The organism is Streptomyces diacarni (assembly GCF_003323715.1).
GTDB lineage: Bacteria > Actinomycetota > Actinomycetes > Streptomycetales > Streptomycetaceae > Streptomyces > Streptomyces diacarni.
This window is the reverse complement of sequence record NZ_QOIN01000060.1, coordinates 15,877-27,665: the sequence shown is the minus strand read 5'-3', so window position 1 is coordinate 27,665 and position 11,789 is coordinate 15,877. Positions and strand designations below refer to the sequence as shown.

General features: G+C 68.5%; 13 protein-coding genes and 3 pseudogenes. 9 read left to right on the top strand and 7 right to left on the bottom strand.

Annotation, left to right across the window (positions count from 1 at the left end; genetic code table 11):
- Positions 1-683: 683 nt before the first annotated feature.
- From DTL70_RS28565 to DTL70_RS33920, 5 genes are all read right to left on the bottom strand, one after another.
- Positions 684-1,226 carry a hypothetical protein gene (locus tag DTL70_RS28565; RefSeq protein WP_147266831.1) on the bottom strand — a complete coding sequence of 181 codons (543 nt, stop codon included), beginning with the start codon at positions 1,224-1,226 and terminating at the stop codon, positions 684-686.
- A 13-nt stretch (positions 1,227-1,239) separates the two neighbouring features.
- Positions 1,240-2,403: a hypothetical protein gene (locus DTL70_RS28560; RefSeq protein ID WP_114024905.1), complete on the bottom strand. Its 1,164-nt coding sequence runs from the start codon at positions 2,401-2,403 to the stop codon at positions 1,240-1,242.
- The gene (locus tag DTL70_RS33755; protein WP_181861125.1) at positions 2,400-2,945 is read right to left on the bottom strand and encodes a hypothetical protein; all 546 of its coding nucleotides are present in this window, start codon (positions 2,943-2,945) and stop codon (positions 2,400-2,402) included. Before DTL70_RS33755 ends, DTL70_RS28560 begins: the two co-directional genes overlap by 4 nt.
- A 567-nt stretch (positions 2,946-3,512) precedes the next feature.
- Positions 3,513-4,082 carry an NAD-dependent epimerase/dehydratase family protein gene (locus tag DTL70_RS33925; RefSeq protein ID WP_220183663.1) on the bottom strand — a complete coding sequence of 190 codons (570 nt, stop codon included), beginning with the start codon at positions 4,080-4,082 and terminating at the stop codon, positions 3,513-3,515.
- 6 nt (positions 4,083-4,088) lie between these two features.
- Positions 4,089-4,229 carry a hypothetical protein gene (locus DTL70_RS33920; protein WP_220183662.1) on the bottom strand — a complete coding sequence of 47 codons (141 nt, stop codon included), beginning with the start codon at positions 4,227-4,229 and terminating at the stop codon, positions 4,089-4,091.
- Positions 4,230-4,770: 541 nt separating this feature from the next.
- Between DTL70_RS33920 and DTL70_RS34850 the strand changes: the two genes are divergently transcribed.
- The 4 genes and pseudogenes from DTL70_RS34850 to DTL70_RS28540 form a co-directional block, all read left to right on the top strand.
- Positions 4,771-4,893, top strand: a complete 123-nt coding sequence (locus DTL70_RS34850; protein ID WP_281278734.1) for a hypothetical protein — start codon at positions 4,771-4,773, stop codon at positions 4,891-4,893.
- A 223-nt stretch (positions 4,894-5,116) separates the two neighbouring features.
- Positions 5,117-5,167: pseudogene (locus tag DTL70_RS35195) on the top strand (hypothetical protein); the annotation flags it as partial.
- Between the two features lie 9 nt (positions 5,168-5,176).
- Entirely contained in the window at positions 5,177-5,326 is a 150-nt protein-coding gene (locus DTL70_RS33750) for a hypothetical protein (protein ID WP_181861124.1), read from the top strand.
- 328 nt (positions 5,327-5,654) lie between these two features.
- Positions 5,655-5,942, top strand: a pseudogene (locus tag DTL70_RS28540) (LuxR C-terminal-related transcriptional regulator); the annotation flags it as partial.
- Between the two features lie 153 nt (positions 5,943-6,095).
- Here the strand turns inward: DTL70_RS28540 and DTL70_RS28535 are convergent.
- Positions 6,096-6,293 (bottom strand): hypothetical protein, encoded by a 198-nt coding sequence (locus DTL70_RS28535; RefSeq protein ID WP_114024902.1) that lies wholly within the window; start codon positions 6,291-6,293, stop codon positions 6,096-6,098.
- A 393-nt stretch (positions 6,294-6,686) separates the two neighbouring features.
- On the opposite strand from DTL70_RS28535, the gene DTL70_RS28530 reads away from it, so the two are divergent.
- Both DTL70_RS28530 and DTL70_RS28525 read left to right on the top strand, forming a co-directional pair.
- Positions 6,687-9,056: an MMPL family transporter gene (locus DTL70_RS28530; protein ID WP_114024901.1), complete on the top strand. Its 2,370-nt coding sequence runs from the start codon at positions 6,687-6,689 to the stop codon at positions 9,054-9,056.
- 147 nt (positions 9,057-9,203) lie between these two features.
- A pseudogene (locus DTL70_RS28525) lies at positions 9,204-9,745 on the top strand (transposase family protein); the annotation flags it as partial.
- Here the strand turns inward: DTL70_RS28525 and DTL70_RS35010 are convergent.
- Positions 9,735-10,061: a helicase associated domain-containing protein gene (locus DTL70_RS35010; protein WP_342776520.1), complete on the bottom strand. Its 327-nt coding sequence runs from the start codon at positions 10,059-10,061 to the stop codon at positions 9,735-9,737. The pseudogene DTL70_RS28525 and the gene DTL70_RS35010 sit on opposite strands and share 11 nt — an antisense overlap.
- A 3-nt stretch (positions 10,062-10,064) precedes the next feature.
- Between DTL70_RS35010 and DTL70_RS28515 the strand changes: the two genes are divergently transcribed.
- The 3 genes from DTL70_RS28515 to DTL70_RS28510 all read left to right on the top strand — a co-directional run bounded on the left by DTL70_RS28515 (position 10,065) and on the right by DTL70_RS28510 (position 11,339).
- A complete protein-coding gene (locus DTL70_RS28515) occupies positions 10,065-10,325 on the top strand; it encodes a hypothetical protein (protein WP_114024900.1) in 261 nt (86 codons plus the stop codon).
- Between the two features lie 69 nt (positions 10,326-10,394).
- Positions 10,395-10,697: a hypothetical protein gene (locus tag DTL70_RS33315; protein ID WP_147266830.1), complete on the top strand. Its 303-nt coding sequence runs from the start codon at positions 10,395-10,397 to the stop codon at positions 10,695-10,697.
- A 129-nt stretch (positions 10,698-10,826) separates the two neighbouring features.
- Positions 10,827-11,339, top strand: a complete 513-nt coding sequence (locus tag DTL70_RS28510) for a hypothetical protein (protein ID WP_245979927.1) — start codon at positions 10,827-10,829, stop codon at positions 11,337-11,339.
- Positions 11,340-11,789 lie beyond the last annotated feature (450 nt).

The window sequence follows — 11,789 nt, the reverse complement described above, 5'->3', positions numbered from 1 at the left end:
CAGAGGAAAATCGGAGCCCGATCTTCCGCCTCTTGATGACCTTCATCTGCCAAGGACGTCCACCGCGCGTTCTCCGTTATCACACTTATAAAGATCAGGGATCTCGGATGCGAACACAACCCCGCGTGCGCCCCGTGCGTTGCCGTCGTCCCGTGGCGGCGGTACCCGACGCGAGACCTGATGCGCGCCGCGGCGTGTCAGCGCCACGCTGCCCGGACGGCGCCGCTCATGGGGAGTGGCCGACCGCATCGGCCTCCCCTCGCGCGTAATTCAGCAGACGCTGCACGGGCCCGGGCCGTTTCTCTCCCCGCTCGTTCGGCCAGCTGTCGGCAGTTCTTCCGCTCGACGCCCGTCAGCAGCCCGAGCAGGGAGGAACGGGCCGCCGCCGGGGCTCAACGCGCCCGAACCCGCCCGAACCCGCCCGCGATCCGGGCCGCGACCTGGTCGAACATCGCCCGCCATCGGACAGGGGCCACGGTATGGGCATGGCCTGCGGGCATCGCACGGCCTTCCCACTGTCGGCACCGCTGACAGCAGGCCCGCCGCCACCTGCACGAGTACGGCATGCACGAGTACGGCATCGGCCTCGGCGTTCAGGGGCCTGCCCGTCCGCTCTGCGCACTCGACGAACAACTCGGCAGTCTCACCGCGTCGCGCCACCGGCCGCTGTGCGGGAGGGGCAGCTACCGGTGGAAGACGATACCGGGACAGGTGTCCGGGTCGGATTCGACGAACAGTTCGGGCTCGGTCCGGGTGCCGCCGATTTCCAGATACTGCGCTTCGGTAGGAATCCGCTGCTCGGGTGTGCCGCGGAGGAAGTCGAGTTTGATCTGGCGGAACCCCTCTCCACCGGTGGTTTCCTCCTTGCGGTACTCCCAGGTTCCTTCTCCCCGGAACCCCTTGCCGGCAGGGCCGTTCTCGCCCAGTTCCTCCAGCGAGGTCGCCCAATTCTTCACCCGCACCGTGCCGACCTGTGCGGTACGTCCTTCGGGGTACTGGGTGGAGGCGTGCCCGAGAGTGAAGCGCATGCCGTGCGGGCCCTGGTAGTCGCCGTGCAGGTCGCCGGCGCGCACCGTGGTGCTCGACTTCGGGCACGAGCCCGAAGCGTCGTCCAGGACGGTGCACGAGGTGAGGGTGGCCAGAGCGCAGGCGGCCACCACTGCCGCCTTGCGTGACACCGTGCCGCTCGGCCTGCGCGTGGGGACGGCCGAGCCGTGAGTCGTCATGGAAGCCATCGTTTCACTGCTCATCCGGAGCCTCGAAACGGGGCGGGTGGATGCGCTCCGTCCAGGTCATCTTCTCGTGGATGCCGGTGCCGGGCCCTGCAGGGGGATTGAGCTTCTCCTGCCACTTCGGGTAGCCGGGGAGGAAGGATTCGACGTCGGTGTCGTTGTTGAGCGTGTACTGCACCACGATAGAGCCGTCCGGCTCCTCGGACTTGACCGTGTAGTCGACGTCGTAGGAGCCGAGGAGGGACTGGGCCTCGTTGGTGTCTCCGCCCCAGAGGTTGTCGAGGCCGCTCAGCCCCGCCATGTCCTTGGCGAACATCTTGACCTGGTCGCCGCGTCCCTCCCCGGAAATCTTGTGTTTCACCCGTCCGGACAGCTCTCCCTCGCGCCATTTCTGCAACGTCTGGTCGCGGATCGACGCCATACTGTCGCTCTTTTGGAGCTGCTTGACGAACGGGTCCCCCTGGTGGAACTGCCGGTTCGGTTCGAATGTCCCCTTGCCGAAGAGCCAGCCCCAACCTGTGCTGCGCGGCGTCGCGTTGTTCGGGTCCGCGTGCGGACTCTTGCCGTCCAGGACACGGGTGTAAGCGTCGAAGTCGTCGGGGCTGATGCCGCCTGTGCTGTCCAGGTTGGTGTGCTGCGGCTTGGCGTTGAACCACTGGCCGAGGCCGACATCGGCCATGAGGGCGTAGGCGAGGCTGCTGTCGATGAACAAACCGCCACGCAAGGCGGTGTTCAGGTCACGCTGCCCGTCCCGGACCATCTGGGCGGTCTCCTTGTCCACCTCGCCGCTCGCGGTGGCGCGCACCTTCCCGTGGGAGGTCACCTCCACCGCCCCCTTGCTGCCCTCCTCGATCCGGCGGACGATCCCCTTCACCTCACCGCGCAGCGTGGTCAGGTCCGACTCGCCGTCCTCCAGGACCTGTTTCATCTTGCGGGCCACCTCGGTCGCCCGACTGACCTGGCGTGCCATGTCGTCGATCATCTGCCACGCGTAGGGCGCGGCCGCGCCCTCCCAGTAGCCCTCGTCACGCAAGGGCTTCATCAGCTCCTTGTGGATCCGGCCGGACAGGCCGTCGATGGCGGTGATGACCGCTTTCCACTTCTTGGCCAGGTCCGTGAGAACCGAGAAGTCAGTGGTCATCAACTCGTGGTAGAAGTTGCCGCTCTTCATCGGTCGTACCCGTCAAGCGCCGAACGACGCGGGGCCACAGGTGGGAGGGCTGGGCTGGTAGGCCCAAGCCGGGGGCCGTCTTGCTGCCCCTGCTGCTTCACCAGTCTGTCCAGGTCGGTCTCGGTGCCGTGGTCCTGAGTCTTGTACGCCTTCTTGGCGTCCCGCAGGCTCTGCTCGATTTTCGCCAGCCACGCGGCCACATTCCCGGCCTGGATCTCCCACTGTTCCTGTGACTTCCGCAGCCCCTGGGCGGCCGTCCACCCCTTGAACTCCGTCGCCGCCGTGCGCGTCGACGTCTCCAACGAGGCCGCGGCCTCGTAGAAGGCCGTGTGGATCTCCCCAGCGCTGGTGGCGCCCTTGGTCAGCACGCTGTGGGAAACCTTCAACTGCGGCCTGAGGAGCGAGCCCTCGCCCGGATGCAGAGGCAGAGGACCGCCTTCCTCACGCGGCGGTTCGAGCATGCCCTGCTCACCCGGCGGGACCGGTGGCCCGAACGTCGGCTCCGGCAGCTCGCTGTCACCTTTGGGTTCCGAACCACTCACGACTGCACCGCCCCCATCTCAGTCTCTTCCCCGTCCCCCTGACCCACGCAACCACTGTCCCACCGCGGATGCGGCCACAGCCGTCACCAAGCCTGCTTCTTGGAGCTCCCGGGAAGCAGGGGCAGCACAGAAGCGCTCAGGTCTGTCCGAACAGCACGTTCAGTAATACAGAGTGCCGCTTCGCCGGCCATTTTGTCAGGCGGGTATCGCGTAAGGCCGTCGACTCCCGACACCGCCACGGTCGGCACATACGCGGCACCGTACGACCTTGACGGCCGTATCGAGGCCCAACTTCGCCTCAATTCCTTGCGGCAGAGGGCCGGCAACGACGGCTACCACACCGGGCTATGCTCGACCTGCGCCATCACCTCGGGGCTGAGCGCCCACTCGCCGACCGGGGCGAAGCCGCTGGTGGATGGCAGCGCAGGCACTGGCGACGTCCTGGACGGCCTGTGTGCGGGGCGGGGCGGGGCCGTGCTGACCGCCGGCCGAGGGGGCAGGGGCGGTGAGGACTGTGGTGAGGCGGGCGACGAGCCCGTCGCCGGGGCGGCCCTGGGTGCCGGGACGTCAGGCTTCCGTCACGCGGGGGGTGTCGATCCATGCCGCCCGCGGGTCCCTGGAAGACGCGTGACCTCGGTCAGGCCCCTCCCGCAGCCCGACCTCCGGTTCCCAGCCGAGCACTTCGCGGACCAGCGAGATGTCCGGGCGGCGAAGACGCGGGTCGTCCTCCATGGCGGGCAGGAAGGCCAGTTCGGAAGACGACCCGGCGAGGGCGCGTATCAGCTCGGCGACGCGGAGGACGGTCAGCTCCGTAGGGTTGCCGAGGTTGAGGAGGCTGAGGGGGCCCGGGTGGTCGCTTCGGAGGGCGCGCAGGAGAGCCGCGACGATGTCGGAGACGTAGCACAGGGATCTGGTCTGACGGCCGGAGCCGAAGATGGTGAGGGGCTTGCCCGCCAGTGCCAGGAGGACGAAGTTGGGTACCATTCGCCCGTCGTCCGGCTGCATGCGCGGACCGTGGGTGTTGAACAGCCGGTCGATGCAGGTGTGGGCTCCGTGCTCCAGGCGGTAGGCCGCCACCGCGGCCTCGCCGAAGCGCTTGCTCTCGTCGTACACCGAACGTGGCCCGATCGGGTTCACGTTGCCTCAGTACTTCTCGTCCTGGGGGTGGGCGAGGGGGTCGCCGTGCATCTCGCTGGAGGAGGCGTAGACGATCCGGGTATTCGTGTTCCGGGGCGGCTTCAGGACGGCGAGGGTGCCGGCCGACCCCACCCGGAGTGTTTCCACGGGCAGGCGATTACCAAGGAGGCCTCGGCCCAGGTGCCCGCGGCGTTCGACACCGCCCCGTCCGTGATGCGGCTCTTCACCGCTGTGATGGACCGGCTCACTTTCGAGGCCGACCGCCCCCTGGAGGCGTGCCGGGCAGAGCACTTCGACGGTCTCACACTGGCCAACCTGCTGACGCTGCGTGCCCACATCCCCTGGCGGACCGCCCAGGTCTTCGTCGACCGCTACGTTGTCGCCGCCACCGCGGCGGGGCTGAGCCCCGCCGAGCCCGACCGCGTACTCCTGCGGGGATTGGCCGAGGAGGCGGGCCACACCGCCGCCGACGCTGACGACCTGCTGCGCACCGCGTTCGACGTGCCCGGCGCCACAGGTGCCAAGCGGAGCACCGGCTCCACCGCCCCAGCGGAGGTCCGCCGTGTCTACGCGGCGCACACGGTCGTGCCGGGCCGCTTCACGCGGCGCCGCCTGGCCCGCGAGCGGATGCGCCGGGGGCGCGCGAGCTGGACGAGACCCTCGCCCACCTGGCCGGGACGAGGGTGTCTTGCTGAGCGGACTGGACGATGCCCGGCTGCCCTACCGGGGCATGACCGGCGTCAACACCACCTTCGGCACCTTCGGCGAACTGCTCCGGGCGTGCCGCCGGAGCGGCGATACTTCCTCGTGACACTGCCCATCGCCCGCTGGAGCGTGGCGACCTCCCGCAGCGATCCCATCGCACACTCGCTGCGCGTCGCACCCGCGCACAAGAGCAAGGCCAGACGCCTGGTGTCGATGATCCTCGCGGACGGCACGGGGCCCACCGGAGGAGTGCTCGTCCTGGACCACCCCTCCCGGAGGGCCAGGGATTCGCCAGTTCGTCGGCCGACCTGGCGGCCACGGCGCGGGCTGTGGACAACGCGCTGGGCCTCGGCCTGCCGCCGAGCCGCGCCGTGGGAAGCTGCGCCCCCATGTCCGCGGTCTGGGCCGACGAGGGCGGCGTCGTGGACACCGTCGCGTTCAACCGGCTGCCCAAACCGTTCTCCGCCGCCGACCGGCGCGAGTACGAGCGGCTGCGCACCCGCCTGACCGCCGCGGTGTGGCCGCCAGGCGGCAGATGACAGGGGCCCTCCTCCAGTTGCTCGTCAGACGGTGAGGGGTGGGGACAGGCGGGCCGCGAAGGCCCCCAGCCGCCTGCGGTTCGGCGCCGCGACAGGCGTTGATGGTCTGGTCCGGATTGCCAACGAGAACCGTTGGCAGGCCGGCCTCGTGCAGTAGCTGGTGGATCGCCAGGTCGGTGGAGGAACAGTTCTGAGTCCCACCGGCGAGGACGTCCGAGAAGCGGGAGCGCAACGGGGTCAGCAGCCTGGCGGTGAATCGGTGGTGCTTTGCGCCCAGACCGCTACTGACCGGTCGATGTGCGTTGCGGTGAGGTTGGGGTTTACCGAGGTGGAACGGATCGCGGCGGGCGGCGCCGCCATCGAACCTGAGGTCGTACGGCAACTGGTGTTCCGAACGGTACACAGCGACCCGCTGACCCGGCTGATCCCACGGGAGCGCAGTGTCCTGGAGACGCTAGCGCAGAGGCACACCAATGCGGCGATTGCGGAGAAACTGAACATCTCCATGAGCACCGTCGAGAAAAACCTCAACATGATCTTCGACAAGCTCGAACTCGTCCACGCCACCGGCTACAACCGCCGAATCCTGGCCGTACTGCGGTACCTGGAGTCCTGACGCGCGACGAGCCGGGCGTAGGGTCGTCCCCGTCGCCCGGCACGTCGTCGTCACTGGCCCGACAGCTCACCGGTCCCTCGGGCCCAGTCACGGGAACGTGCCGGATTCGATGGCGTGCAGACCATCGTTCTGATCGTCATGGCTCGCCCCGGATCATGGTGTGGGATCCGTGTTGAGGATGGCCGTGTACCCCGGGCCGCGCAGAAAACCGTCCCGGGTGGGGCTCACGCCTTTGTCCGGAGCGGCGAAGGCCTCCTGGAGTTGGAGGAGCATCCGGTCCATGAAGCGGTCGTTGCCGCTCCCCTTGACGAGTTCGGCACCATGCTGCCGGGTGAGGACCGCGGTCTCCATTTTCTCCTCTCGAATATCGGAGTGCCTCGGCGACTCATTACCAAGGAATTTATGTCTGCCATCTAATTAGCTGCGATCCGCGCTCGGCCGGCACTTCAAGCAGGAGGCTATTTCGTACCCTTTGGGGGTGCTGGTCGGTCCGCGCTCCAAGCGTAATCGTGCGGCTTTTGGTGATCGACAATTCCCAAACGGTTTCACGGTTTTCCCCAGGTTTCTGCCTGCGGTTTCCCGCAGGGTGGCACCTGCGGTTTTCCGTACGGTGAACCTGCGGAAAGCAACGGTGAGACCGATGGTTTACCTCGTATCCATCCGACTGCCGGTGAATCTAGCGTTCTGCTTGTCGAGAGCTGACCGGCTTCCAGAGCCGGACCTGCAGCAACGGAAGGAAGCAAGGTGCGAAAGAAGCCGGCAACGGTAGGGATTGCGCGATGGAGCGCCACGCACCCGTGGACCGCCATCGGCCTGTGGGTCATCTTCGTCGCCGCGTGCCTCGTTCTGGGCGGAGCGGCAGGTACGAACGCGATCAGCGACGAGGAGTCGGGGGTCCGCGAGTCGGGCCGGGCTGGCAAGATCGTTCACTTCGGTGACTTCCCCGACAAGGCCGAGGAGAATGTGCTGATCACCGCCGAGGACGGCGGGAAGCTGGACCGCGCGGCCGGCCGCGTGGCCGCCGCGGACATCGTCGAGCGGATGAAAGCCCTCGACGAGGTGGAGAGCGTCGGCGACCCGGTCCCCGCACCCGACGGCAAGGCCCTGCTGGTTGCCGTGACCATGAAAGGCGACACTGAGCACGCCGACGAGCGTGTGCAACCGCTGCTCGACGCCAGTGCGTCGCTCCAGAGCGCCCACAAGGGCCTGCGGGTCGACGAGGTGGGCACCGGTTCGACCGCCAAGGGTCTGTCGGAGACGCTCGGCGAGGACTTCAAGAAGGCCGAGCTGATCAGCCTGCCGCTCACCCTGCTGATCCTGCTCGTGGTCTTCGGCGCGATCATCGCGGCGGGCGTGCCGGTGGTCCTGGCCCTCTCGGGCGTGGGCGCCGCCACCGGACTGTCCACGCTCGCCTCCCACGTACTGCCCGAGACCAGCGCGGTCAGCAGCGTCATCCTGCTGATGGGCATGGCCGTGGGCGTGGACTACTCGCTCTTCTACCTGAAGCGGGAGCGCGAGGAACGCCGTGCGGGGAAGTCCCACGTCGACGCCATCGAGGTCGCGGCGGAGACCTCCGGGCACACCGTCGTGGTGTCCGGAACCACCGTCATCGTGGCCATGGCCGGCCTCTACCTGGCGAACGAGGCGACCTTCGCCTCCCTGGCCACCGGCTCGATCATCGTGGTGGCGGTGGCCGTACTGGCCTCGCTGACCGTGCTGCCCGCCCTCCTCGCCAAGCTGGGACGCTGGGTCGACAAACCCAAGGTGCCGTTCCTGTGGCGGCTCACCATGCGCTCCGGCGAGTCGCGGGTGTGGCCGGCGCTGCTGCGTCCGGCGCTGTCCAAGCCGTTCATCACGCTGGTGGTGTCCGTGGGCGCGCTGCTGCTGCTGGCGGTGCCGGCCCTCGACATGGAGCTCAAGCAGCCGGGATCCGACGACCTATCCAGGGACATCCCCGTGATGCAGGCGATGGACCGGCTCACCGAACACTTCCCCAGCAAGGGCACCGTGCACCAGGTCGCCGTCCGGGCGCCCGCCGACCGGGCCGACGACGTGAAGACAGCGCTGAACGGCCTCCTGGAGCGCACCGCGAAGGACGAACTCTTCACCCACGACGCAACCCCCACCATCGAGGTGTCCGAGGACCGCAGGGTCCACACCGTCGACGTCGGCACCCCCTACCAGCCGAAGAGCGACGGGGCCCGCGAGTCCCTGAGTGTGCTGCGCGAGTGGGTGCCGCAGGCGATGGCGGGCGTACCCGACGCCGAGAGTGCGGTCGGAGGCAAGGTGGCACAGGGCGTCGACTTCACGGGTCACCTCGAGGAGCGCATGCCCTGGGTGGTGGGCTTCGTCCTGCTGCTGACCTTCGTCACCATGGTGATGATCTTCCGGTCGATCGCCGTGGCGCTCTCCGCGATCCTGCTCAACCTGCTCTCCGCCGCGGCCGCCTTCGGTGTGCTGGTCGCCGTCTTCCAGAACACCTGGGCCGAGAGTTTGCTCGACTTCCACAGCTCGGGCGCCGTCGTCTCCTGGCTACCGCTATTCTTGTTCGTGCTCCTGTTCGGACTGTCGATGGACTACCACGTCTTCGTGGTCAGCCGGATCCGCGAAGCAGCCCGCGGGGGTGTCACGACCAAGACCGCCGTCCGTGAGGGCATCACCCGCTACGCGGGCGTGGTCACCAGCGCCGCGATCGTCATGGTCGGAGTCTTCGCGATCTTCGGCACTCTGAGCATGGTCGAGTTCAAGCAATTGGGCGTCGGTCTCGCGGCTGCCATCCTGCTGGACGCCGTGATCATCCGGACCTACGTGCTGCCGGCCCTGATGACAGCTCTGGGCACGTGGAACTGGTGGCCCGGCAAGATCTCCGGCGACCCGGGCGGATCGACCTCCCTCCCGGACCAGGCCGAGCCCAGCGGCCACCCCGCCGAGGAGCAGCCCCAGCACGCGCGGTTCGCCGCCGAGCAGCAGCACGGGCAGTCGGCCGCGCAGCGGGCTCCGCAGCAGGGCGGTTACCAGCAGCCCTACCACCAGGGGCCCCGGCAGCAGGGTGGACTCCAGCAGCCCGGCCCGTACCGCCACGACGCCTCGCGACCCGGTTACTACCAGCAGTAGAGCCCTGTCTCTTCGGCGAGGAAAGAGGGCCGCCCGCCACTCCCGGACGGAGTCGGCCCTCTTTCCTCTTTCTCGCGTGCGCGGCCACCGTGCCTGGCAGCTAAGGGCCGTCCCGTAACTGCTGGTCACAGGTGGGATGATTTTGGTTTGGCTGGTGTGATCACGGCGTTGGAGCCGTCCTGGATAGCCTCGTTCACCGGGCTGAGCCCGCGCAGTTTCGTGAAGCTGGTGACGGTTCTGCGGCGTGAGGGTGCGGATGCGGTCCGCAAGGGCCGGCCGTGGAGCCTGCCTCTGAAAGACCGGGCACGGCTGGCGCGGCGTACTGGCGCACGAACCTGACGATGCGACAGCTCGCTCCGCTGTTCGGGGTCTCGAAGTCGGCGGCGGACCGCATCATCGACGACCTCGGCCCGATGCTCGCGCTCCAGCCCCGCAAGCGGTTCGCCAAAGACGCCGTGCTCATCGTGGACGGCACCCTGGTCCCCACCCGCGACCACAGCGTGACCGAGCAGTCGAAGAACTATCGCTACTCCACCGCCCACCAGATCGTCATCGACGCGGACACCCGCCTCGTCGTAGTGATCGGCCGGCCGCTGCCGGGCAACCGGCACGACTCCCGCGGCTGGGAGGAATCCGGCGCCAAGGCCGCCGGCGGCACCGCACCAGTCGTCGGGTGCGCTACCCACCCAAGCGATCGGTCGGCCCTCGCTGTTGCGGCCCCAGTGCGGTTCCTGCATCGAGGTCTCGCGCCCGTGGGGCCAGCTTGTCCAGCGCCGCCGCCGACCGGGGCGCGCACAGCGTCCAGCGCCGCTCGTAGTACGCGCGGGCCGCCGCCAGATTCTCCTGGAACCGCACATCGGCCGCTGACCAGACCATGCCCAGCTTATCCAGCCGCGCCGCGCGCCGGCCGGCCATCTGCCCGGCCCCGAACGCCCGCCGCTGCTCCGCGACCCAGGTGCCCAGCGGGAAGCGGGTGCCCCGGCCTTCGGCGAGGACACCTCCCACGGTGTGCTCTACCGCATCGTCCACGCCGAGCCGGCACTGGAGACGGTCCCGGACGAACTGGGGAAACTGGCCACCCGCTGTCTGGCCAAGGAGCCCACCGACCGACCCGGCCTCGACGAGATTCTCCGAATGTGCCAGACGGCGTCCGGCGACACCCAACTGTGGCGCCCCGGGGACTGGCTGTCGCCCGCCGTGGCCGCGGACATCACCCACCGCGCAGCAGTACCCGCCCCACCACATGCCCCCACCGCCCACATATGCTGACACCCCCGGATCCCGCCCCACGCCGCCCCGGCTCCCGGCTCTGTCGGCAGCTCTGGAGCCCTCCCGCAGATGGCCCGGGTACCGCCGTCCCAGTCGGCCGGGCAGCAGCCCCCGTCCCCGGCTCCGCCGCTGGCCGCCGCGCCCACCATGGCGGCCCGGCCGGTGAGCCCGCAGCGCCCCGCTCCGCCTGCCGGAGGCCCCTACCCGCCGGCCGGATACTTCCTGCCCCGCCCACCGGGACCGTACGGACCGGCCTACCCGCCCCCGTTGCCACCACGTCGCAGGTGGGACCGAGGCAAGAAGATCGCGGCCGGAGTCATCGCTGTGAGCGTGGTCTGGTACGTCCTCATCGTCCTCACCGCTCTCCGGTGATCTCCCCCATGCCCGGAGATCTGGACGAGAGGGCGCATCGGGGTCGCCGCCTTCCTCGGTGCGTGTTTCTGATCCCCGGCAGCAGTTGATCAGTTGGGTCGAGGGCCGGGAGACTCGGGTGCTGTGAGCATGGGGATCTCTGGTTTCGAGCCGTCCTTCCTGAGCGGGGTCGACGCGATTCGGCAGGTGCACGGATCACGCCTGGCGGCGCTCATCGGCAGGCGGTTGACGCGGTTCGCGCTGGTGCGGTTCGCCGAGGACGGGGACTGGTACGCCGACTGTCCGGTGGTACTGGACCTCGACGGTGTCCAGGTGGAGGTCTGCCACTGGAAGTTCGACGAACTCTCGATCGGCTGGGACACGATCGACACCGCAGCAACCATCACGGGCTGGGAATGCGTCGAGCTCACGCCCAAGTGGTCTCATCGCGATGAACGCCTCGAACCGTTCGTCGGTCAGGCATTGTGCGAGGTCACGCTCCTCGAATGGCGGCCAGTTGATCGTGACCTGGCGGCTGGAACCGTGGCGGTGGAGTTCACCTTCCCCAACGGCTGTCTGCGGATAGTCAACGGTCTTGACGAGAACCGCGTCGAGGTTGGTGCGGCCTACCCGGATTACGTCCGGCATAGGCTGGGCCGCTGAGAACCTACTGCTCGCCAGGTTTCCTGGGGATCTCGGTGACCAGCAGCAGGGTGGCCTGGACTGGGGCACTGATCTGCCGAGGAAATGGCCCGGCTGGCGCGGAGATACGGCCTGGTTGCAGTGGTCGCAGAGACCGTCGAGGACAGTGACGTCGGCGAAGCAGATCAGCACCGCATCTTCAGGTCCGGATGTGACGGGGAGGACGAACGCCGCGGCTGCCCGCCCGAGGATCTTGACTCGTCCAGAGGGCGTCTGCTTGGAGTCCCGCCCGGGGTCGTGCTGGGGTGGCTACGGTGTAGCCCATGCCAACACAGCTGACCGCGGACCAGGTCATGCGCGCGGTTGCTGTGCTGGAAGCGGCGTGGGGCGGTGACGATGACGCACTGGCTGTTCTAGTGCAAAGCGGGCATGGTGAGCGGCTGCTCGCGGAGTTGGTCATTTTCGTTTGGG